Annotated in this window: 21 protein-coding genes and 1 other RNA gene; 6 read left to right on the top strand and 16 right to left on the bottom strand. The window is 65.7% G+C overall.

All coding sequences use genetic code 11. From position 1 onward, the window contains the following. The first annotated feature begins 52 nt into the window (after positions 1-52). Positions 53-517, top strand: a complete 465-nt coding sequence (locus G391_RS0107275; protein WP_029086931.1) for a hypothetical protein — start codon at positions 53-55, stop codon at positions 515-517. Here the strand turns inward: G391_RS0107275 and murG are convergent, their stop codons facing one another. The 13 genes from murG to G391_RS0107215 form a co-directional block, all read right to left on the bottom strand. Continuing rightward, positions 518-1603 carry an undecaprenyldiphospho-muramoylpentapeptide beta-N-acetylglucosaminyltransferase gene (murG, locus tag G391_RS0107270; protein ID WP_029086930.1) on the bottom strand — a complete coding sequence of 362 codons (1086 nt, stop codon included), beginning with the start codon at positions 1601-1603 and terminating at the stop codon, positions 518-520. Beyond that, positions 1600-2769, bottom strand: a complete 1170-nt coding sequence (locus tag G391_RS0107265) for a peptidoglycan glycosyltransferase FtsW (protein ID WP_029086929.1) — start codon at positions 2767-2769, stop codon at positions 1600-1602. Before G391_RS0107265 ends, murG begins: the two co-directional genes overlap by 4 nt. Then, on the bottom strand, positions 2766-4265 hold the full coding sequence (locus G391_RS0107260) for a Mur ligase family protein (RefSeq protein ID WP_029086928.1): 1500 nt from the start codon (positions 4263-4265) through the stop codon (positions 2766-2768). Before G391_RS0107260 ends, G391_RS0107265 begins: the two co-directional genes overlap by 4 nt. Positions 4266-4434: 169 nt before the next feature. Further along, complete coding sequence (gene mraY, locus G391_RS0107255; protein ID WP_029086927.1) at positions 4435-5547, bottom strand: phospho-N-acetylmuramoyl-pentapeptide-transferase; 1113 nt, start codon at positions 5545-5547, stop codon at positions 4435-4437. Then, positions 5547-6941, bottom strand: a complete 1395-nt coding sequence (locus tag G391_RS0107250; protein WP_029086926.1) for a UDP-N-acetylmuramoyl-tripeptide--D-alanyl-D-alanine ligase — start codon at positions 6939-6941, stop codon at positions 5547-5549. Before G391_RS0107250 ends, mraY begins: the two co-directional genes overlap by 1 nt. Next, positions 6941-8386 carry a UDP-N-acetylmuramoyl-L-alanyl-D-glutamate--2,6-diaminopimelate ligase gene (locus tag G391_RS0107245; RefSeq protein ID WP_029086925.1) on the bottom strand — a complete coding sequence of 482 codons (1446 nt, stop codon included), beginning with the start codon at positions 8384-8386 and terminating at the stop codon, positions 6941-6943. The genes G391_RS0107250 and G391_RS0107245 overlap by 1 nt, the downstream gene beginning before the upstream one ends. Further along, complete coding sequence (locus G391_RS0107240; RefSeq protein ID WP_029086924.1) at positions 8383-10158, bottom strand: peptidoglycan D,D-transpeptidase FtsI family protein; 1776 nt, start codon at positions 10156-10158, stop codon at positions 8383-8385. Before G391_RS0107240 ends, G391_RS0107245 begins: the two co-directional genes overlap by 4 nt. After that, positions 10155-10505 carry a cell division protein FtsL gene (ftsL, locus tag G391_RS14195; protein ID WP_051257211.1) on the bottom strand — a complete coding sequence of 117 codons (351 nt, stop codon included), beginning with the start codon at positions 10503-10505 and terminating at the stop codon, positions 10155-10157. Before ftsL ends, G391_RS0107240 begins: the two co-directional genes overlap by 4 nt. Then, a complete protein-coding gene (gene rsmH / locus G391_RS0107230) occupies positions 10502-11449 on the bottom strand; it encodes a 16S rRNA (cytosine(1402)-N(4))-methyltransferase RsmH (protein WP_029086923.1) in 948 nt (315 codons plus the stop codon). The genes ftsL and rsmH overlap by 4 nt, the downstream gene beginning before the upstream one ends. Beyond that, entirely contained in the window at positions 11446-11991 is a 546-nt protein-coding gene (locus tag G391_RS0107225; protein ID WP_051257210.1) for a division/cell wall cluster transcriptional repressor MraZ, read from the bottom strand. The genes rsmH and G391_RS0107225 overlap by 4 nt, the downstream gene beginning before the upstream one ends. Before the next feature lie 251 nt (positions 11992-12242). Beyond that, positions 12243-12612: RNase P RNA component class A (rnpB, locus tag G391_RS15190), an RNA gene on the bottom strand. Positions 12613-12641: 29 nt separating this feature from the next. Beyond that, positions 12642-13406, bottom strand: a complete 765-nt coding sequence (locus tag G391_RS0107220) for an N-acetylmuramoyl-L-alanine amidase (protein ID WP_029086921.1) — start codon at positions 13404-13406, stop codon at positions 12642-12644. Positions 13407-13416: 10 nt separating this feature from the next. Then, positions 13417-13743, bottom strand: coding sequence for a hypothetical protein (locus tag G391_RS0107215; protein WP_156893878.1), 327 nt, complete (start codon positions 13741-13743; stop codon positions 13417-13419). A gap of 191 nt (positions 13744-13934) precedes the next feature. Between G391_RS0107215 and G391_RS14190 the strand changes: the two genes are divergently transcribed. Beyond that, entirely contained in the window at positions 13935-14558 is a 624-nt protein-coding gene (locus G391_RS14190; protein ID WP_051257209.1) for a hypothetical protein, read from the top strand. 158 nt (positions 14559-14716) lie between these two features. On the opposite strand, the gene G391_RS0107205 is transcribed toward G391_RS14190, so the two are convergent. Continuing rightward, positions 14717-15082: a hypothetical protein gene (locus G391_RS0107205; RefSeq protein WP_029086919.1), complete on the bottom strand. Its 366-nt coding sequence runs from the start codon at positions 15080-15082 to the stop codon at positions 14717-14719. Positions 15083-15160: 78 nt separating this feature from the next. Here G391_RS0107205 and rnr point away from each other — a divergent pair, with 78 nt between their 5' ends. The 3 genes from rnr to G391_RS0107190 all read left to right on the top strand — a co-directional run bounded on the left by rnr (position 15161) and on the right by G391_RS0107190 (position 18724). Then, complete coding sequence (gene rnr, locus G391_RS0107200) at positions 15161-17452, top strand: ribonuclease R (RefSeq protein WP_029086918.1); 2292 nt, start codon at positions 15161-15163, stop codon at positions 17450-17452. A gap of 157 nt (positions 17453-17609) precedes the next feature. Further along, complete coding sequence (locus G391_RS0107195) at positions 17610-18305, top strand: NUDIX hydrolase (RefSeq protein WP_029086917.1); 696 nt, start codon at positions 17610-17612, stop codon at positions 18303-18305. 8 nt (positions 18306-18313) lie between these two features. Next, entirely contained in the window at positions 18314-18724 is a 411-nt protein-coding gene (locus G391_RS0107190; RefSeq protein WP_029086916.1) for a DUF5990 family protein, read from the top strand. 4 nt (positions 18725-18728) lie between these two features. Here G391_RS0107190 and G391_RS0107185 read toward each other — a convergent pair whose 3' ends face one another. After that, positions 18729-19289, bottom strand: coding sequence for a hypothetical protein (locus tag G391_RS0107185; protein ID WP_029086915.1), 561 nt, complete (start codon positions 19287-19289; stop codon positions 18729-18731). A 121-nt stretch (positions 19290-19410) separates the two neighbouring features. Here G391_RS0107185 and rpmG point away from each other — a divergent pair, with 121 nt between their 5' ends. After that, positions 19411-19578: a 50S ribosomal protein L33 gene (gene rpmG, locus G391_RS0107180; RefSeq protein WP_029086914.1), complete on the top strand. Its 168-nt coding sequence runs from the start codon at positions 19411-19413 to the stop codon at positions 19576-19578. 72 nt (positions 19579-19650) lie between these two features. Here rpmG and G391_RS0107175 read toward each other — a convergent pair whose 3' ends face one another. Further along, entirely contained in the window at positions 19651-21015 is a 1365-nt protein-coding gene (locus G391_RS0107175) for a PleD family two-component system response regulator (protein ID WP_029086913.1), read from the bottom strand. Position 21016 lies beyond the last annotated feature (1 nt).

The raw sequence follows: 21016 nt of genomic DNA, 5'->3' as shown, positions 1-21016 counted from the left end.
ATCGGGTTAGGCTGCCAACAGGCGAATTCAGTCTGGTCCGGGGTGATTGTTGATGATCGTTGATTTGCTGGCTGCGGCCGCGTTAGCCGGACTGGCCTCCCAGCCGAGCACCCTCCTGCAACAGGCGGAACAGCCGCTGTGGCAGATCACCAACGACGGCGAAAACCTGGCCGCGGTGGACCGCGGCCCTGTCCGGTCGAGTCCCGTTGCACCGGTCGACATCAACTATTGGATCTTCATGCCCGAAGCCGACGGCGTCGATGCCATCGTCTCGGCCATGACCGTCGATTGTGCCGCCCGCACCTTCGTCCACCACAGCTTCAGCGGTTATCACGGCACATCCTTTGTCGGGGCCTCGGCGGCAACCGACACCTCAGCCCAGACAGCCGAGGCTGACACCCTGTTCGGGGCCATGGTCGCGCACGTCTGCGACCCGCAGCCTGAAGGCCGTGAAGCCCCGGACTTTGGCAGCTATCGGGATGCGGTGACCGCGCGTCAGGAACTGGCGCGTCCCTGATCAGGCGGGCCGTGCCGCGGCCTCTACCAGATCGGCCAGCCTATTGGCGGCGTCAGGGATGCCGACCGAGCGGGCGGCAGCCGCGCGTCGCTCCAGGGCAATCGGATCATCCAACATCGCCTGGACCGCCTCACTGAGCCGATCAACCGTCAGATCGTCCTCAAGAATGACCATGGCCGCCCCGGCATCGGTCAGCGCCTTGGCGTTCAGTCGCTGATGATCATCCGTGGCGATCTTCAGCGGGACCAGGATTGACGGCAGACCGGCCACCGCCAGCTCGGAACAGGTTGAGGCCCCGGCCCGACCAATCACCAGATGCGCCTGACCCAGTCGCCCGGCCATGTCGCGAAAGAAGGGGGCCACCTCGGCCTGGATGGCGGCATCGACATAGACCTCGCGCGTGCTGTCGAGCAGCTCGGGCCGGCTCTGCTGGTGGACATCCAGGCGATCCCGCAACCGCTCAGCGATCTGGGCCAGGGCCAGCGGTGCCGTCTCGGACAGAATCCGCGCGCCCTGGCTGCCGCCGGTGATCAGAACATGCAGGCGATCCTTGCCCACGCTGTATGTGCGTTTCGTGAGCGCCTGAATATCCGTGCGGACCGGATTGCCGACCACCTCGATCCGATCCTTCAGACCGGCAGGGACACGCTCCAAAGTCGGGAAGGCCGCCGCGATCTTTCGGGCATAGCGGGCCAAAGCTCGGTTGGACCGCCCCAGCACGGCGTTCTGCTCGTGGATGATGATCGGGCGGCCCGTCGTCGCGGCGGCCAACAGGGCCGGGATTGACGGATAGCCGCCGAAGCCCACGACCACACTGGGCTTGAGCCGGGCGAAGGCCGAACGGGCCTGGACGACACCGGCCAGAATACGGAACACGGCACCGACCATCTGGATGGGGTTTGACGCCGTCGCAGCCTCCAGAGCCAGCCGCTCTTCCGCCGGGAAATCGTGGGCGTACTGGTCGCCGCGCCTGTCGGTGGCCAGCACCACGCGCCAACCGCGCCGCGTCAGCTCCTCGGCCAGGGCCTGCGCTGGAAAGAGGTGACCACCCGTCCCCCCCGCGGCCAGAACGGCAACACGGCTCATCCGAGAATGCCCTTGGGCGTCGAGCCCGGCTCATAGGCACCCGGGCGCTTGCGGGTCAGCGCCAGTGCCAGCCCCATCGTCAGGCACATGCCCAGCATCGACGACCCCCCATAGCTGATGAACGGGAGGGTCATGCCCTTGGTCGGGGCCAGTCCCAGATTGACCGCGATATTGATGGCCGCCTGCAGGCCCAGAAGAATGAACAAACCACCGGCCGCCGTCTGTTCGAACGGGTCGGCCAGTTCGCGCGCGCGCCGCAACCCACGAATGGCGACCAATCCAAAGACGCTGATCAGGATGATCGAGAAAACCAGACCGAACTCTTCGGCGGCGACCGAATAGATGAAGTCGGTATGCAGGTCCGGGACGTGACGCTTCATCACCCCTTCACCGACCCCACGACCGACCAGCCCGCCGGCCGAAATCGCCTCGTGGGCGCGCTCCAGCTGGAAGTTGTCGCTGGCCTCACCGCCTCCGATGAACATGGCGATCCGATCCCGCACATGGCCGACGGTCAGGTAGATGGCGACAAAACCAGCAGCGGCCATGGCCATCAGAGCTGCCATCCACCGTAGCGGCACGCCGGCCATGAAGAAGACCGCCATGAAGGTCGTGGTGATCAGGACCGTCTGGCCGATGTCCGGCTGGATGATCAGCAGGCCGGCGGTGACGGCATACAGGCCGAACGCAATCGACATGCCGGGCACGCCCTCGCCTTTCTGGCCCTCGGCGAACATCCAGGCGGCCAGGACGATGAGCGCCGGCTTGACGAACTCGGATGGCTGGAAGCCGAACGGCCCGATGGCGAGCCATCGCGTCGCCCCCTTGGCCTCATTGCCGATGAAGGGCAGCAGGCACATCACCCCGATACAGAACAGGAAAGTCAGCGCGCAGACCCGCCGCACATGGCGCGGCGACAACATCGAGGTCGAAATCAGGATGCCCAGGCCGAGCGTGGCGAAGGCGATCATCCGCCAGGCGTAGTAAAAATCGCCGCTGATCGAGTCGTCGCGCATGGCGGCGGCCGGGCTGGAAGCGAAGCTGAGCGCAACGCCGGTCAGGATCAACGCCAGGATCGCGACCAGGATCGGCTTGTCGACCTGCCAGAACCAGTTACCGACCAGCGAACGGTCGCCGCGCGCCAGGGGCGGAACATAGGTGGTCATGGGACGACTCCCTCATCGATCACGCGGCGCACGGCGGCCCGGAAGGCCTCCCCGCGCGCCTCGAAGTCCGGATACTGGTCGAAACTGGCGCAGGCCGGGCTGAGCAGGACGATCTCGTCCCGGCCCGTCGCGGCGGCGGCGCGCGCGGCCATCTCGACCGCCTTGTCCATGTCGCCGCAGACGACGTGCGGCACGCTGGTCAGCACGCGGGCGAAATCCTCGCCGGCCTCGCCGATCAGGAAGGCGCTCTCGATGCGCCCGAACAGGTCGCCCAGGCTGTCGATCCCGCCATCCTTGGCCCGCCCGCCCGCGATCCAGAACACACGCTCATAGCTCGACAGGGCCTGACGCGCCGCGTCGGCGTTGGTGGCCTTGGAGTCGTTGACGAAGCGGACGCGCTCGGTCTGGGCCACGGTCTCCATACGGTGTGCGAGGCCTGGGAAGGTCATCAGGCCGGCGACGGCTTGGTCATGGCCGACGCCCAGCGCGGTTGCGGCGGCATAGGCGAAGGCGGCGTTCTGGGCGTTGTGACGTCCCGGCAGGGATCGGGCAGCAGTGAGGTCGATGCGAAGTCCTTCCGCCGAGCGGAAGTATCCCAGGCCTGCCTCCAGCCCTTTCTCGTCAACTTCGCTCCAAGGCGCGTAGTATTGTTGGCTCCAGAATTCCTCGGGCTCCCACACTCGCAAGTCGCTGGCCCACGGAGGTTCGCCCTTCCCGGTGAAAGGCGCGAAGTGCACGTATCGGGTTGGAATCCCGGCCCGATACACATCGACTGCGATATCCGCGCTCCAGACATCGTCCATGCCTATGATGGCTTCAAGGCGGCCGCTTCGATTGTCGCCGAGAACTGGACAAAAGAGGCGCCGCTTGGCCGCTACGTATCCACGCATGCCGCCGTGCCGATCGAGATGGTCGGGGCTCATGTTCGTCAGGATGGCGACATCCGGCTCGAAGCTGGTGGTCAGGTCTAATTGGTACGAAGACACCTCGATCACATAGACCGCATCTGGAGTCGGCTCCGGCAGAGCCAGAACGCCGATGCCGATGTTGCCGCCGACATGGACGGTTAGTCCGGCCTGCTTCAGCACCCAACCGATCAACGCCGTCGTTGTGGACTTTCCATTAGTCCCGGTCACGGCGACCACCTTAGGGCGGCGAGCCTCGGGCAACGCATCGATCGCCCGGGCAAATAGTTCAAGGTCGCCGACGATTGGCGTCTTCGAAGCCTGGGCTTTCTCCACGGTCCAGTGAGGTCTCGGGTGCGTAAGGGGTACACCTGGCGACAAGACTAGCGCGTCGATCCCGCGCCAGTCCGCCGTTGACAGATCGACGAGGTCGAAGCCTTCGGCCTCGGCCTGCATGCGGCCCGAAACGCTATCGTCCCAAAGAGCCGGGAACGCACCTCCAGCCTTCAATGCGCGAGCCGCCGTCAAGCCGGAACGGCCTAAGCCGAAAACGGCGACGGTCTGCTCCTCAAAGCCGCGCGCGGGAATCATGCCTCAATTCTCGTCATCCTCGGGCTTGACCCGAGGATCAGACCGTCCGTCGCTCGTAGCTGGACGCGCGAGCGCAGACTGTGCCGGTTCTGGCCTGACCAGCCCGCGCCAACGCCCGACCCTCGGGTCAAGCCCGAGGGTGACGAGTGGGGTTGGGCCAGCCCTTCGCTCATCGCAGTTTGAGCGTCGCCAGCCCGACCAGCGCCAGCATCGCCGCCACGATCCAGAAGCGGATCACCACGGTCGATTCCGGCCAGCCGAGCTTTTCAAAGTGATGGTGGATCGGGGCCATCAGGAAGATGCGTTTGCCGGTGGCCTTGAAGTAGGACACCTGGATCATCACGCTCAGCGCCTCGATGACGAACAGACCGCCGACGATTCCCAGCACCAGCTCGTGCTTGGTCGAGACGGCCACCGATCCGAGCGCGCCGCCCAGGGCCAGCGAACCCGTGTCGCCCATGAAGATCTTGGCCGGCGGGGCGTTGTACCAGAGGAAGCCCGTACCCCCGCCGATGATGGCCGCGCAGAAGATTGCCAGCTCTCCCGTGCCCGGCGCGTGGTGCACCTGAAGGTATTCGGAAAAGAGGAAATTGCCGACCAGATAGCTGATCACGCCGAAGGCGGCGGCCGCCATCATCACCGGCACGATCGCCAGGCCGTCCAGCCCGTCGGTCAGGTTCACCGCATTGGAAAAGCCGACAATGGTGAAGGCTGCAAACGCCACATAGAACCAGCCCAGATTCAACAACACGGCTTTGAAGAAGGGAAAGGCGATCGAGGTCTGGAGGTTCGGTGAGGTCGGCGACACAGGTGCAAAGGCCACCAGGATAGCCGCCGCCACGATGGCCACGGCGAACTGAGCCACCAGCTTCTGTTTTCCGGTCAGGCCGGCATGATGCTGTTTGGTGACCTTGTCGTAGTCGTCCAGGAATCCGAGCAGCCCATAGGCCCCCGTGACGAACAGGACGACCCAGACATAGATGTTGGTCAGGTCTGCCCACAACAGGGTTCCGGCAAAAACCCCCGCCAGGATCATCAAGCCACCCATCGTGGGGGTGCCCTGTTTGGTTTGCAGATGGCTGGCGGGTCCATCCTTACGGATTGGCTGGCCCCGGCCCTGTTTGGATCGCATCCAGTCGATGAAGCGGCTGCCCATGGCGATGGCCACGAACAGACCCGTGAGCAGGGCCAGACCGACCCGTACCGTCTGGTACTGGAGCAGGTTCAGAAGCGGGTATTCCTGAGCGAAGTCCGCGAAATAGAGGTAGAGCAGATAGAACATCAGACTTCCCGAGCGGCCTCCATTTCGGCCAGAGCCTTCGCTACCAGCGAGGCTTTGGAACCGTTGGAACCCTTGACCATGACGACATCACCGGGCCTGACCGCCGCGGTGACAATCGGTGCCAACGCAGTCGCATCCTCGGCCCAGCCTCCCCGCTTTTCTGCAGGCAGGGCCCGATCCAGAGACTGCATCGCTTTCCCGGCGGTAAACACCAGGTCGATTTCGGCCTCGACCAGCACGTCGGCCAGACCGGCATGGAGGGCCTCGGAATGGTTACCCAGCTCCAGCATGTCGGTCAGGGCCACAATCCTACGACCCATCACGTCCGTCCGCGCGCCCAGGCTCCTGAAACCGGCTTTCATCGAAATCGGATTGGCGTTGTAGCTTTCGTCGATCAGCAGGAATGCGCCACCTGGGATTTCCACACGCTTGGCCGCGCCCCGTCCAGCCAGGGGCCGGAACTCCGCCAGAGCTTCCAGCGCCGTGGCCATCGGCACGTCCAAAGCTTCCAGCATCAACAGGGTCGCCAGGCTGTTGGGGCCCCAATGGAAGCCGGGCTGGGCCAGCCGGTAGCTCACCTCCTCGCCCCAGATGCGCGCGCGCACATCGGCCCCTTCGGGGTCCGGCCTGAAATCGAGCAGAACGGCATCCCCGCCGGGATTGGACCCGAACATGGCCACGCGGGCCCCACGCTCGAGGGCGGCCTGCTTTAACAGATCGAACCAGCGATCGTCACCGTTCAGAACCGCGACACCGGCAGGGCCCAATCCCTCGAAGATTTCCGCCTTGGCGCGCGCAACGCCCTCTTCGCCATCGGGGAAGCTCTCGATGTGAACGGGTCCAACGGTGGTCACACAGACGGCGTGCGGCTGGACCATGCGCGACAGCGGGCCAATCTCATTGGCGTGGTTCATGCCGATCTCGAAGACGGCCCGTTCAACGTCGCGCGGCATCCGCGCCAGCGTCAACGGCACGCCGATGTGGTTGTTGAACGACTTCACCGACCCGTGCGCCGGACCGGCCAGATCCAATCCGGCACGGATCGCCTGGGTCACGCTGGTCTTGCCGACCGAGCCGGTCACCGCGCCGCGGCGCACCTGGGGTGCTCGATCCCGTGCCTGGCCACCCAGCGCCTCAAGAGCCTTGAGGGTTTCGGGGACCAGGACGAACGGGCCGCCTGATACCGGTTGGGAAACCAGGGCCCCCACAGCGCCTGACGCAAAGGCCCCCTGAACAAACTCGTGGCCGTCACGCACACCTTGCAGCGCCACAAACAGGTCGCCAGGCTGGACCTCTCGACTGTCGAACGTAATCCCGGTGGCCGAAAAATCGCCGTCAGCAAGACCGCCGGTCGCCGAGGCAACCTCGCGTGCGGTCCACAAGGGGTCTGACATTACTGAGCGTCCTTGATAGCCTTTGCGACCTCCGTCGCGTCGTCGAACGGATAGACGGTTTCGCCGACGATTTGACCCTGTTCGTGACCTTTTCCGGCAACGATCAGCACATCGCCCGCCTTGAGTTCCGACACGGCCCAGGCAATCGCCTCACGCCGATCACCGATCTCGCGTGCGTCGGGACAGCCTTTGCGAATCTCGGCCCGGATCTCGGCGGGGTCTTCCGAGCGCGGATTGTCATCCGTAACCACCGCAACGTCGGCCAGTCTCGCCGCCGCCTCACCCATCAGCCTGCGCTTGCCCCGGTCCCGGTCGCCGCCGGCCCCGAAGACGACGATCAGTCGGCCCCGCGCATGCGGTCGCAACGCTTCCAGAACCGTCTTCAGACCGTCCGGCGTATGGGCATAGTCGACATAGGCTTCCCCGCCGGAGGCGGTCGTCCCGACACGCTGGAGCCGACCCGCTGCCCCCTGGATATGGGCCAGCGCGGCAATCACCGCCTCAGGGGCATCCCCCGCCGCGACACACAGGCCGGCGGCCACCAGTGCATTCTCGACCTGGAAGGCTCCGGCCAGCGGCAGCAAAACCTCATGGCGACCGTCGCGGGCCTCGATCACCAGGCGTTGGCCCTCCGGCGTCGCGCGGCGCGAAACCAGGCTAAGATCCCGGCCACGCTCGCCGACCGCCATGACGCCCAGGCCCGCCATGATCCCGGCCCCGGCGAAAGCATTGTAGGCCTCAGAATCGGCATTCAGAACGGCGGTCCGTCCGCGCGGCAACAGCGTATCGAACAGCCGCAGCTTGGCCGCGCGGTAGCTCTCCATGTCGGCGTGGTAGTCGAGATGGTCCTGGCTCAGATTAGTGAAGCCCGCCGCCACGAGGTTGACCCCATCGATCCGCCGCTGGTCCAGACCGTGCGACGACGCCTCCAGCGCCAGGTGGGTGACACCCCGGCCGGCCAGTTCAGCCAGCATACGGGCAGCGTCTCCGGCATCAGGGCTGGTCAGGCCTGGGCCGGTCAGAACCTCATCACCGGCCATGACGCCGAGCGTTCCCATGCTGGCGGCGTGATGGCCCAGATGGGTCCATATTTGTCGACAGAAGGCCGCAACCGATGTCTTGCCGTTCGTACCCGTCACCGCCACGCAGGTCTTGGGCTGGGCACCGTAGAAGGCCCGTGCCGCCAAGGCATAGGCACGACGCACATCGCCTGATTTGACGATCAGCGGTGCCGCATCATCCGGCGTATCGGCGGGAACCAGAACCGCCGCCGCGCCTTGCGACAGGGCCTGGGAGATGAAGGCTCGACCGTCCGACTTGGCTCCGGGCAGAGCCGCGAAAAGCGTGCCTTCACCCACGCGGCGACTGTCAGAGGTCACCCCGGTGATCACGGGATCGGAGGCCACATCGCGGCGCACGATGTCAGACAGGCGCAACGCCGTCATCGCGGCGCTCCCGTCATGGCATCGGCCTCTGACACGGGCGCGAGATGTTCCGCGGTCGGCTCTCCGGTGCGTTGACGACGCACACCCAGGAATGGCCCGATCCGCCGGATGACACGCCCCACGGCGGGGGCCGCCGTCAGGCCGGCGGTCCGACCGCCGCCAGATTGGGCCGAGCCGCGCGGCTCATCCAGCAGGATCAGCACCAGATAGCGGTCCTGATCCGCCGGCCCTTCGGTCGGGAAGACGGACACGAAGGAGGACACAACGCGCGTCCGGTCAGGCCGGCCATTGGCGTATTTCTCAGCCGTCCCGGTCTTGCCACCGACCGAGAAGCCGTCGACGTCGGCGCGCCGCCCCGAGCCGTCGGTGACGTTCAGCCGCATCAGGCGCAGCATCTGGCGCGAGGTTTCGCTCGATACGACGCGGCGACCCTGAAGGCGCGCCCGATCCGTGACCGGCCGCAACGTCAGCGGCACATAGGTTCCGTCGTTCATGATGGCCCCGACCGCTGCCGCCATTTGCAGGGGCGTCACGCCGATGGCGTGTCCGAACGAGGCCGAGGCGATGGTATTGGCATCCCACCGTTGCGGAACCAGGGGAGCGGTCGATTCCGCCAGCCCGATCTGCAAGCGATCCAGCAGACCGAACTGATCGTAGTAGGACTGCATCACGTCCCCGCCCATCAGGGCGGCGATCCGGCTGGTGCCGATGTTGGACGAATGGGTGAAAACCTCATCGACCGTCATGGCCCGATTGGCCGCATGAAAGTCGTTGATGACCCGGCCGCCGAGGCGCAAACCGCCGGCCGCGTCGATCACGGTGTTCGGCTGAACGACACCCGAATCTAGCCCCGCGGCGATCGAGAAGATCTTGAACGTCGAGCCCATTTCCCAGACCGAACCGGCAGCCCGATTGATGAAGCTGGTGGCCGGCGAAGCCCCTCGCTGGTTCGGGTCGAAGTCCGGGTACGAGGCCATGGCCAGGACTTCGCCGGTGCGGATATTGGTCACCAGACCTACGGCTCCGATTACCTGCTGATCGGCAGCGACGGCCTCAAGTTCGTTCTCCAGCGCGCCCTGGACCCGCAGGTCGATCGACAGGGGCACACTTCCACCCGCCTGCCCGGCGTTGCGGATATCGTCATTAAAGGCCGCCTCGAAGCCCGCCGCGCCTTCACCGTCCTGATTGGCAAAGCCAATGACGTGGGCACCCAGGTCATGCAGCGGATAGACGCGGGCGTCTTCTTCTTCGAAATAGAGCCCGCCGAGCGCCAGATCATGGACCGCCTGGCGTTGCTCCGCCGTCAGCCCGCCGACGATGAACCCGCGATCCTCGCCAGACAGAACCTGCGCCAACCGCCTTTGGCCGGCCTGGGGCATATCCGGCAAGGCCGACAAGACCTGCTCGCGCACAAACGCCCTATCCACCGTCTCGGTTGGAACGATCACCAACCGATAGTGCGGCAGATTGGTGGCCATCAGCAGGCCGTTGCGATCCGTCAGATCGCCGCGCTGCACCGCCAGGACCGGTGCCCCCGAGGCCTCCTCCACTCGCCCGGAGAACAAGGCCGCCTTGACCGCTCCGACCATCAGAACCGCAAAGATGAGCATGAAGACGCCGGCCACAATCGTCATGCGGAACCGGGTGTCGTTCTCAACCCGGTCGTCTGCCCCGGCCTTTTCAAACGTATGTTCCAGGCTCTGCCACCAGTCGGCCAGTCGACGGGTGCCGGAACGGGGCAGAACGCGGCGGCCAAAATCGACGAGGCTCATGGTTGAACCTCCACCGGGACCGCTGGCTCCAGTTCTCCGATGATGGATTCAAGATTCTCGGGCCGCGTCTCATTGATCGGCTCAACCGGCGCGAGGTCGGTATGTTCGCGCACCAGCGCTTCCAGACGGGCCGGCTGCTCCAGATAGGCGGCCTCGGCACGCAACTGGCGGATTTCGCGTTGTTCGGAGCGGATGTCGCGCTCGATCTCCCGAATGGTGGCGCGCTCGTCGGCCCCCGTCGCCTTGGCCACATAGACCCAGGCCACCAGGGCCACCAGACAGACAAAGGCCGACAGTTCCAGCATACGAAGGCGGCTGCGGCGCGAGCGGATATGGGCCTCCATCATGCCGCCACCTTCCAGATCGGTGCATCCGTGCGCACGGCGGCGCGCAGCTTGGCGGAGCGCGCGCGCGCATTCTCGCGCGCTTCAGCTTCGGATGCCTCGACCAGGCCCTTGCCGATCAGGGTGAAGCTGGGCCGCGGCCCCGCAGCCTGTGGCGGGAGATGGCGCGATCCGCCCCCGCCCTTGCCGGCGCGGGCATTCAGAAAGCGTTTGACGATCCGGTCTTCCAGCGAATGGAAGGTCACAACAACCAGTCGCCCGCCGGGCTTGAGCACCTGCTCGGCGGCTCGAAGGCCACCCTCCAGTTCGCCCAACTCGTCATTGACGGCAATACGCAGGGCCTGGAACGTCCGCGTCGCCGGATGAATCGGCGCACCCCGCCGACCGCCGACCGCCTTCTCGACCACCTCGGCCAGATCAAGCGTGCGGGTGAAGGGCTGCTCGACCCGTCGCCGCAGGATAGCCGTGGCAATCCGCCCCGAGTCTCGCTCTTCGCCATATTCCCGGATCAGATGGGCCAGCGGGCCGTGGTCCAGCGTATTCACCAGGTCCGCCGCCGTAGGTCCCTCGTCCGACATTCGCATGTCCAACGGGCCATCCTTCTGGAACGAGAAGCCGCGCTCAGCCTGATCCAGCTGCATGGACGAGACACCGATATCCAGAACCACCACATCGCACGACGCGGGGCCAACCTCGGCCAGGGCCTCAGCCATTTCAGAGAACTGCCGCCGGACCAGGCGAAAGGCTTGAGGGTAATCAGCCGTCAGCCGGTCAGCGTGAACCTGAACCGTCGGATCCCGGTCCAGGCCGATGACCTCACAGCCGCGCTCCAGAAAGGCCCTCGAATAGCCCCCCGCTCCAAAGGTGCCGTCGATGACCAGATCGCCGGATCGAGGATCAGCCGCAGCCAACACCTCATTCAACATGACCGGCAGGTGCGGGCTCATCCGGCTCCTCCCGTCAGCTTGGCGTATTCGACATTGGCCAGGGCCGCGATGCTCTCGTCGGCCAGGGCATCCATTCGCGCCGCCCACGGTTCATAGGCGTCCGGCGCCCAGATCAGGAACCGGTCCATCATACCGACCAGCACGACCTCGTCCTTGAGGCCGAAACGCGCACACATGGCCTCCGGCAGGGTGATGCGACCCGCCGTGTCATAGGCCAGGGTCTTCGACTGGGCGAACACCTTCATGGTCAGCGACTTTCGCGAGTCATGACCAAACGGGAGCTGCGAGGCCATGACCTCGTACTGCTTCTTCAGAGCAATGCCGCCCGCCTCGAGACACGGCTCGGACAGGCAAGGAAAGACGAACAGCGCATCCTGCGAGCCGTCTTCAACATTTCGGTAATCGGCAGGGACGACAAAGCGTCGCTTGGAATCCAGCGGCTTCTCATAGGTCGAGAGAAACACCGGCGCGCCTCGGACTTGTGCAGCCCGTCCCTGATCTCCGAAGCCGGCCCCGACGGACAATCCGACGGCCCCTCCCACTTCTTAATCTCTGGGTTACCATGTTCCTATGTGGGATGCAATGACACTCACTGACACCAGAAGATCAGAATTGAATATCTAAAGTATCCGATCGACCCGAGAGAACATAAGCAGAACACAGATGAGCCCACCATGCCGATCAGGTCCGAAGAGTGCCGAGCCGGGACCTGATCTCAATCGGGCCGCTTGCGTTAAGGCCCGGAGCTTCGCCGCTTCGTGGCTCGCCTGCGGGTGCAATGGTGTGGAGCGGAAATGTCAGACGGCCTGTAAGCCGGGTTCTGTCCCCGCAAGCGGGTGACGGTCATTCCTCTGGACCGCCCATTGCTGAGCGGTTCTCGCGACCTACCCGGACACCTCGGGCCGGCGAGCCCTGCGCCCGAGAGCGCGCGGTGTCCCTATTCGGTCTTGCTCCAGGCGGGGCTTGCCATGCCGGTCCTGTCGCCAGGCCCGCGGTGGGCTCTTACCCCACCCTTTCACCCTTACCCCTGCCGAGGCGGGGGCGGTTTGCTTTCTGTGGCGCTATCCCTCGGGTCGCCCCGGGCGGGCGTTACCCGCCGCCTTTTCGCCGTGGAGCCCGGACTTTCCTCGACGCCGAAGCGCCGCGACCGCCCGACCGTCTGACGGGGCGTCAATTGCACTGCTGACAGGCGCTAGTCCAGCACCCCTGTCACGCTCTCCGCTGAGGCCAGCTGCAACAGCCCCACCAGCCGCGCCCGCGTTTCACCGTCGGCGATCCCGTCAATGTTGTCCTGCCGCCAGTGCCGCTGGAAGGCGGTGACCGTCAGCTTCGTCGCCTCGTCATAGATGCCCGTCTGCTCCAGCCCGTAGCCCAGCCGCTTTAAGCCCGCCTGGAGCACGACCACGCCCAGCCCCTCCTCGCCCAGTCCGATCGGGGGGCCGAGGGCGGCGATGCGTTCCATCGCCGGCTCGAACCACAGACCATGCCCTGCCTCAGCCAGTTGCTTCCAGGGGAACAGCTCACCAGGATCTTCCTTGCGATCCGGGGCCACGTCGGAATGGCCGATGATGCGGTCATTGGGCACGGTCCAGCGGGTGCGGATGTCTCCGACCAGGTCGATCACGGCCTGGACCTGTGGCTCGGGGAAGGCGCGATAGCCCCACTCATGGCCGGGATTGACGATCTCTATGCCGATGGAGACGCCGTTCAGCTGGTCCTGGCCGCGCCAGTGCGACACGCCCGCGTGCCAACAGCGACGTTCTTCCGGGGCCAAACGAAAAATCCGACCGTCTTCTTCCACCACATAGTGGGCCGAAACCTTGGCCTGGGGGTCACACAGCCGCTCAATCGCCGCTTCACCGGACTGCATGCCGGTGTAGTGTAGGACGATCATGTCCGGCAACGCGTGCCGCGTGTCGAAGTTCGGCGTGGGACGGTCGATGAAGGTCAGGGACATCTCGACGCGCTCAGCGCGACGGCTGGTCGTAGCCGTAGGCCACCCACTGGTCGCCGACCTTGTGGGCGTCGATGATTTCACCCTCGCCTTGTGCCATCGGGCCCGGCCGAGCCGGTTGCGAGCGGCTGGGTCGCCGGCCCGTCAGACGCGCCAGCATCACCGCTAGCCAGGCAAAGCCGGCGACAATCGCCACCGCCAGGCCTGCGAACAGGGCAAACAGAGCTCCGATCAGGACAGCAAAGCCACCCACGATCACAGCAACAATCCAGCCGAGCATGGCTCCCAGCCCCTGATCGGCAGGCGGCGGTCCAAGTCGGAAGGTGTGAATACGGTTCATCATCGTCCTCTGGCCGATAACGCCACGGGCGACATCGGGTTGCTTAATGTCGGCCCGCCCGCCCGGCGCGTCAATGTGTAACCCCCCTTCGTCAGGTGTGGTGAGGTGGCGCAGGCCTTGCTGGAGGTCTAGAAACTGCCACAGCCCCGGCCCAGGATGGGTCGTTTTCAGTTGCCCGAAAGACGAGATTCATGCCGCTTTCCCTCGCCTTCGCCACCGTCCTCGCCCTGGCGGCCCAGGATGGCCCGATCATGACGGCGCGCACCGCCCCGACCGAATCCGCCGAATCCGTGCGCCGCCGCGAAGCCATGGCCTATGCCTATCCAATCCCGCCGGGCGTCCCGGCTGATGATTTTGGTTTTCTCGGCTATTGCGACGGCCTGATTTCCGGCCACGTCCAACTGGGTGAAACCCTGGGGGCCGGAGCCGATGAGGAGTTGATGCGTCTGGGTCGCCTGGAACGTCAGGACTTCGAAACCGCCCGCGTCGCCGGGACGGTGCGCGCCACACCGGCCCAGGTCGCTGCGGCCAATGGGGCCTATGAACACGCCATGACGCGCTGGCAGCCGTATCTGACCAACGCCAATGCCGATGCCCGACAGGAAGCCTTTGATCTGTTCTTCGGTCTGCCGGGCCGTTGCGAGCACGCCGCCCGCCGGGTGCGTTCGAACATCACCAGCACCCCGGCCACGCTGGAAGAGGTCGGCCTGACGGTGGAAGAGGTTCTCCCGCCCAGCCTGATCGAAGCTCAGGCCGCGGCTGAAGCGGAGGCCTCTGCCGAGGCCGCCCGTGACGACACGCCAACCGGCGACTAAGGAATCGTCTGGGGCCGCGGCTACGTCCTGCGCGATCCCCAGGAAGGCTCCGCCGGCATCACCGCCGCGGCCTGACCGAAAGTTTGTAAGCGTCCGGGTTGGAAGCGCCCGCCGGGAAACCGGCGGGCGTTTTTCCGTCTGGGGTCAAGGGCTGCGCTCTATTGGAGAACCCATCGCAATCTGATCGTCTGGACCGTGCCTACATACCGGTCCTCGTAGCGCAGGTGCAGGGCTGCTCTCGCTGTTGCCGCAGCAAACCCAATTCCTGTCGGATCCTCGAAGACTGGCCTGCAATCATCAAGATAGCCGTCGATACGAACCGTGCAGGCTACCACGCCGACGCCCTCAACATCTCGATCCAATGCCCGCGAAGGGAAATAATACGCCATCTGCTCGGGCGTAATACTCTCGATCGGTTGAGGCTGGACAATGACAGGAGGGCGGTAGGGTTGCCCCGCGGCGGCGACTGGCGGCGCGGCTGGGACGGCATCCTGAGCAATAAGGGCCAAAGCGAAAAGCAGCATCTGCAAACCCTATGGCAAAAGGCGTTGGTCCAAAAGCCCCCTCGCAATCCGCACCATCCGCCCTTACATTCAGGGCCAATGAAAAAAACAAACACCCGCAGGCCACAGGGCCTGCCCACGAAGGACGAACTCGTCCGTTTCCTCCGCGACGCCGGAGAAGCTGAGAAATCCGACATCGCCAGAGCCTTCGGCCTCAAGGGCCAGGAGCGCCGGCAACTGCGCGACATGCTGCGCGAGCTGGAAGGCGAGGGAAAACTCGGAAAACGCGGGCGCAAGGGCTTTTCCGAAGCCGGTGCCCTGCCCCCCGCGGGCGTGGCCGATGTCGTCGAGCGCGATGCCGACGGCGATCTCTACGTTCGTCTGGTCAAGGCCGGATCGGATGCGCCCCTGGCGCGCCTGGCCCCCGACCGCAATGAAAAGGCCGCCGGTGCCCCCGGCCTGGGCGACCGCCTTCTGGTCCGCTTCGAGCGCGTTGGCGACGCCGTCGAGGCCAGGCTGATCAAGAAGCTGGGCCAGAGCGCCCACCGCATCCTCGGCGTCATCCGCAAGTCCAAGCGCGAGATCCGCGTCGAGCCGGTCGACCGCAAGGCCAAGGACGTCCTGTTGATTTCCGAGCACGAGGCCCGCGACCGCGACCTCAAGGACGGCGACATTGTGCTGGCCGAGCTGGCCGGACGGCCCACCCGCTATGGACCGAAGCCAGGCCGCATCCTCGAGGTCGTCGGCCGCGAGGACCAGCCCCGCGCCGCCTCGCTGATCGCGGTCCATTCCCATGGCCTGCCGACCGGCTTCTCCGAAGCCGCCGAGGCCGAGGCCGCCGCCGCCCAGCCCCCGACGCTGAAGGGCCGTGAGGATCTGCGCAAGATCCCCCTCATCACCATCGACCCGGCCGACGCCCGCGACCACGACGACGCCGTCTATGCCGAGCCGGACGACGACCCGAAGAACAAGGGCGGCTGGATCGTCTGGGTCGCCATCGCCGATGTCGCCGCCTATGTCCGCGTCGGCTCCGCGCTTGATCGCGAAGCCAAGGACAAGGGCAACTCGACCTACTTCCCCGACCGGGTGGAGCCCATGCTGCCCCACGCCCTGTCGTCCAACCTCTGTTCCCTGCGTGAAGGTGAGGACCGCGCCTGCCTCGCCGTGCGTATGGTCTTCGACAAACAGGGCAAGAAGACCGGCCATACGTTCGTCCGCGGCCTCATGCGGTCTGCCGCCAAAGTCTCCTATGAACAGGCGCAAGCCGCCATCGATGGTCAGCCAGATGACACCACCGGCCCCATCCTCGATCCGATCCTCAAGCCCCTGTGGGCCGCCTACCGAACCATGCTGGTTGGGCGAGAGCGCCGCTCTCCGCTGGCCATCGAAACCCTTGAGCGCAAAATCAAGCTCAACGAGGCCGGCGAGGTCGTCTCCATCGAGCCGCGCCGGTCGCTGGAGGCTCACCGGCTGATCGAAGAGATGATGATCCAGGCCAATGTCTCGGCCGCCGAGACGCTGGAACAGAAGAAATCCCCCCTGATCTACCGGGTCCACGACGCGCCCAGCCAGGAGAAGATCTTCAACCTGGCCGACTTCCTGGGCACCATCGGCCTGCGCTGGAACAAGGGCGAGCCACCGAAGACCGCCCGCTTCAACGAACTGCTGGACCAGACCCGCGACGGTCCGCACGGCGACATCGTCAATGAGGTCGTCCTGCGCACCCAGATGCAGGCCATCTATTCGCCGGACAACGTCGGCCACTTTGGTCTGAACCTGGACCGCTACGCCCACTTCACCTCGCCGATCCGCCGCTATGCCGACCTTATCGTGCACCGGGGGCTAATCCGGGCGCTGGGCCTGGGCAGCGACGGCCTGACCGACAAGGAGATCAGCCAGCTCGAGGCCATCTCCGAGCATATCGTCATGACCGAGCGCCGCTCCATGGCCGCCGAGCGCGACGCCAATGACCGTTATGTCGCTGCCTTCCTGGCCGACCGCACCGGCGCGATGTTCACCGGCCGGATCACCGGCGTCACCCGCTTTGGCCTGTTCGTGCGCCTGGACGAAACCGGGGCGGACGGCCTGGTCCCCGTGCGCGATCTCGGCGACGAGTTCTTCATCCACGATGACCGCGCCCACGCCCTGGTCGGCCAGCGCACCGGCAAGCGCTGGACGCTCGGCCGTATGGTCGATGTCCGCCTGCTGGAGGCCACCCCGATCACCGGTGGCCTGTTGTTCGAGATGATCTCCGAGCCGGCCCCCGCCGACCCCAACGCCCCGCGCCCCCGCCTCGGCGTCCGCGACCGTGCCGGCCCGCCCCGTGGCAAGCACCGCCCCGGCGGCCCCAAGCCAGGCAAGGCCGGCGCGAAAAAGGGCAAGCGCAGATGAGTTTCCTCCCCATGTCATGGGGAGGGGGACCACCAAGTGGTGGAGGGGGCACCGCCGCCGCTTCCAGCCCATCCCCGAAAGGCCCGCGCCGCCCCCTCCGTCTCGTCGCATATTCGCGCCGAGCCGCCTCCCCATTCCTGCGTCATGGGGAGGAGAGGTGACACACACACCCTTCGACCCGCGCCAGGATCTCGCCGACGCCCCGGTTACCGGCGCGCGCATGCCGATCCGCGACGCCGCCACCCTGATCGTCGTGCGCGACGGCAAGGTCTTGATGGGTCGCCGCGCCCAGGGTCATGTCTTCATGGCGTCCAAATGGGTCTTCCCCGGTGGCCGCATTGAGCGCGGCGACTTCCGTGCCGCCTCGACTGGCGATTTCGACGCCCGATCCGCTTCCCGGCTCAGCTTCGGCTGCCCCCCCCACCGCGCCCGCGCCCTGGCCCTGGCCGCCATTCGCGAGACCTTCGAGGAAACCGGCCTGATCGTCGGCAAACAGGCCCCGCCCGCCTCCGTCGCCGGCGGCTGGCGCGCCTATCGCGCCGCCGGGGCCATCCCAGACCTTTCCGCCCTCACCTACGTCGCCCGCGCCATCACCCCGCCGGGCCGCGCCCGGCGTTTTGATGCCCGGTTCTTTATGGCCGATGGCTCCGCCCTCCTCAGCCGCGACATCGACGGCTCGGGCGAACTGGACGAGATCGCCTGGTTCCCCTGGAAAGAGGCCGAGGGCCTCGAGCTCCCCGCCATTACCCGCTTCATCATCGGCGAGATCGGCCAACGCCTCGACGACCCCGACCGCCCCGCGCCCTTCGTCAAGTTTGTGCGCGGTCAGCATCAGATCGAGCCGATGGCGTAAGACGCTCCATGGCCGAGATCGTCATCACCCTGCGCCTGACCATCGCCGACCCGGTCCCGGGCGTGCACTACAGCCTCCAGCAGAAGGAGGCCGTCTTCGACCCCCGCGTCGCCACCGACGCCCCGCTCAGCTTCGACGTTCCGGTCCGCCTGACCGATGACGGTCGGTTCCTCGGCGACTTCGTTCGCCGCGAAGGGCCTGAGCGTCGCTTCGTCTATATCCGCATTGGTCAGTCCGCCGGCCAGCACGGCACGCCCATCTCCCGCCGCGCCAAGATCGACATCCACGACATCCCGCCCGCCCTGCTCGACCAGGCGAGGCAGGGGGCGGTGCTGGAGGCGGTCCTGCCGGGACGCGCCAAAGACGGTGGCCCCGCCTGCGCGACGGTCAGGCCAACACAGGGCTGGTGGGTCGTCTGACCCCCTACCGCGCCACCGGTCGCGTCAGGTCGAACTCGACCCGGAATAGCCGCCCCGGTCGGCTCAGTTCATACACAAAGGTCTGCCCCGGTCGGATTTCCATAGCCCAGACATTGGTGGTCGACACCTGCGCGCCACCGGCGATGAACTGGTCGATGGACTCCTGGTCAACCGGAAACGCCTGACGTTCCGCTGTGCCGGGCTCAGCCGTGTCGCCGCCGTACATATGATAGCCGTGGATCTCCCCGGCCTCGTCGCGGTGATCGTGCTTGAGCCTGAGGGCCGTCCCCGTCCGCGTGATCACCCAGCGCCGCGAGCGGTCCGCTCCCACATCGAACGGAATGCCGATCTCATCGGCCGAACAGTCGCGCACCTGCATGACCAGCCGTTGGGATCGGAAACTCTCATCCGCCGGGTCATCACTGACCACCCGCCCCTCGAAGGTCTGGCCGCACAGGGCCGACAGACGGGCGAAGAAGGCGTCCTGGGGGCTGAGCGACACAGCCGATGTCGTTGCACAGGCGCTCAGGACAAGGGCGGAAATCAGGGCGAGATATGGTTTCATGGCCTCAGCCTAGCCGCTCGTTCGACGGATAGCCAAGGCTCGGTTGACTTCCCGGACTTCCTGAGTATGTTCCGCCGCTCTCGATTTCCGCGGCTTTTGCGCCGCAGCAAGGTTTTTCCCGATGGCCAAGCCCGCCTCCATCAAGATCCGCCTGAACTCGACGGCGGACACCGGCTACTTCTACGTCACCAAGAAGAACGCCCGTACCCAAACCGAGAAAATGGTCGTGCGCAAGTACGATCCGGTCGCCAAGAAGCACGTCGAGTTCAAGGAAGGCAAAATCAAGTAAGGCCCTGGCCTCGCTGGATTCCTGCAACGCCCGGTCGCGCGACCGGGCGTTTTTCATTGTGTTGACTGCGGATCAGGCCGCGTGGGCAATGACCCGGTTCCGACCTGACTGCTTGGCCTCATAGAGGGCCGCATCGGCCCGCTTGAGCAGGGCCTCGACCGTTTCGCCAACCCCGGCTGTGACGGCCACGCCGATTGAAATCGTGACATTGAGGCTCTCTCGACCGTCCATGACCATGAACGGGGTTCCGGCCACCTGGGCGCGGATACGGTCGGCGATGGCTTCGGCATCCGCGACCCCCGTTTCGGGCATGACCACGACGAACTCCTCACCACCAAACCGGCATGGCAGGTCGACGGCTCGTACATTGGTGGCCAGACGCACGGCGAACTCGACCAGAACCTCGTCCCCGGCATCGTGGCCGAAGGTATCATTGATGGTCTTGAAGTGGTCGATATCCAGGATCAGCACGGCGGCGGAAGCCCCGCCTTTTCCGGCATTGTCGACCAGCGGCTCGAGCTGACCGGCCATGTAGCGACGATTGTGCAGACCCGTCAGGGGATCGGTCACGGCCATCTCCAGGCTGTGGTCCAGCCTGTGTCGCAGCGAATCCGCATAACGCTTGTGGCGGATCAGGGTGTTGCATCGGGCCGCCAGTTCCTGCGGATCGATCGGCCGCGCCAGAATGTCGTTGGCCCCAAGTTCCAGCGCCTTGACCACGCGTGGGCGCTCATGGACATCGACGACCATCAGAATCGGCATCGACCGGCTCGCCGCGTCGGAGCGCGCCTGAGCCAGATACTTTAGACCGTCAAACGTGTCCGACGCCCCGTTCACGATGACCAGGTCAAACGCCCCGCGCGCCGCGACCAGAGCCTTGGCTGGGTTATCTTCGATCGACACACGATGGGTTGCCGACAACTCGTTGGCGATCCGTTCGGCCTGGCGTGGCTGGTCGTCGACGATCAGGACCCGTCCACCGGCGCTGCGGACCCGGCTTGCTCCGCCTTCAAGCAGCCCCAGGCGACGCCCCGATTCCTCACGCTTGCGAAGCTCCTCAATGGCGGACTTCAGCCGGGTCAGCGACCGAACCCGCGCAAACAGCATCAGGTCGTCCAGCGGCTTGGTCAGAAAGTCGTCGGCTCCGGCTTCCAGCCCGGTGATTCGATCTTCACGACCGTCCAGGGCCGTTACCAGAACGACCGGGATGTGGCGGGTAGCCGTGCCGCTTTTCAGACGTCGACAGACCTCGAACCCATCCAGGCCCGGCATCATCACGTCCAGCAGAATGAGATCTGGCTGCTCGGCGGCGGCCACGGCCAGCGCCGTCTGCCCATCCGTCGCCGTCAGGACATCAAAGTACTCGGCTGACAGGCGGGCCTGGAGCAGCCGGACATTCGCCTCAATATCGTCAACGACAAGAATGCGAGCAGTCATA

The organism is Brevundimonas aveniformis DSM 17977 (assembly GCF_000428765.1).
GTDB classification, from domain to species: Bacteria; Pseudomonadota; Alphaproteobacteria; order Caulobacterales; family Caulobacteraceae; genus Brevundimonas; species Brevundimonas aveniformis.
Note: the sequence above shows the minus strand (reverse complement) of the source record. Positions and strands in the feature narration are given on the sequence as shown.

Coding starts and splice junctions, on each gene's coding strand:
- G391_RS0107275 (WP_029086931.1), top strand. CDS start 53: ATGATCGTTGATTTGCTGGCTGCGGCCGCGTTAGCCGGACTGGCCTCC.
- murG (WP_029086930.1), bottom strand. CDS start 1,603: ATGAGCCGTGTTGCCGTTCTGGCCGCGGGGGGGACGGGTGGTCACCTC.
- G391_RS0107265 (WP_029086929.1), bottom strand. CDS start 2,769: ATGACCACCTATGTTCCGCCCCTGGCGCGCGGCGACCGTTCGCTGGTC.
- G391_RS0107260 (WP_029086928.1), bottom strand. CDS start 4,265: ATGATTCCCGCGCGCGGCTTTGAGGAGCAGACCGTCGCCGTTTTCGGC.
- mraY (WP_029086927.1), bottom strand. CDS start 5,547: ATGTTCTATCTGCTCTACCTCTATTTCGCGGACTTCGCTCAGGAATAC.
- G391_RS0107250 (WP_029086926.1), bottom strand. CDS start 6,941: ATGTCAGACCCCTTGTGGACCGCACGCGAGGTTGCCTCGGCGACCGGC.
- G391_RS0107245 (WP_029086925.1), bottom strand. CDS start 8,386: ATGACGGCGTTGCGCCTGTCTGACATCGTGCGCCGCGATGTGGCCTCC.
- G391_RS0107240 (WP_029086924.1), bottom strand. CDS start 10,158: ATGAGCCTCGTCGATTTTGGCCGCCGCGTTCTGCCCCGTTCCGGCACC.
- ftsL (WP_051257211.1), bottom strand. CDS start 10,505: ATGATGGAGGCCCATATCCGCTCGCGCCGCAGCCGCCTTCGTATGCTG.
- rsmH (WP_029086923.1), bottom strand. CDS start 11,449: ATGAGCCCGCACCTGCCGGTCATGTTGAATGAGGTGTTGGCTGCGGCT.
- G391_RS0107220 (WP_029086921.1), bottom strand. CDS start 13,406: ATGTCCCTGACCTTCATCGACCGTCCCACGCCGAACTTCGACACGCGG.
- G391_RS0107215 (WP_156893878.1), bottom strand. CDS start 13,743: ATGAACCGTATTCACACCTTCCGACTTGGACCGCCGCCTGCCGATCAG.
- G391_RS14190 (WP_051257209.1), top strand. CDS start 13,935: ATGCCGCTTTCCCTCGCCTTCGCCACCGTCCTCGCCCTGGCGGCCCAG.
- G391_RS0107205 (WP_029086919.1), bottom strand. CDS start 15,082: ATGCTGCTTTTCGCTTTGGCCCTTATTGCTCAGGATGCCGTCCCAGCC.
- rnr (WP_029086918.1), top strand. CDS start 15,161: ATGAAAAAAACAAACACCCGCAGGCCACAGGGCCTGCCCACGAAGGAC.
- G391_RS0107190 (WP_029086916.1), top strand. CDS start 18,314: ATGGCCGAGATCGTCATCACCCTGCGCCTGACCATCGCCGACCCGGTC.
- G391_RS0107185 (WP_029086915.1), bottom strand. CDS start 19,289: ATGAAACCATATCTCGCCCTGATTTCCGCCCTTGTCCTGAGCGCCTGT.
- rpmG (WP_029086914.1), top strand. CDS start 19,411: ATGGCCAAGCCCGCCTCCATCAAGATCCGCCTGAACTCGACGGCGGAC.
- G391_RS0107175 (WP_029086913.1), bottom strand. CDS start 21,015: ATGACTGCTCGCATTCTTGTCGTTGACGATATTGAGGCGAATGTCCGG.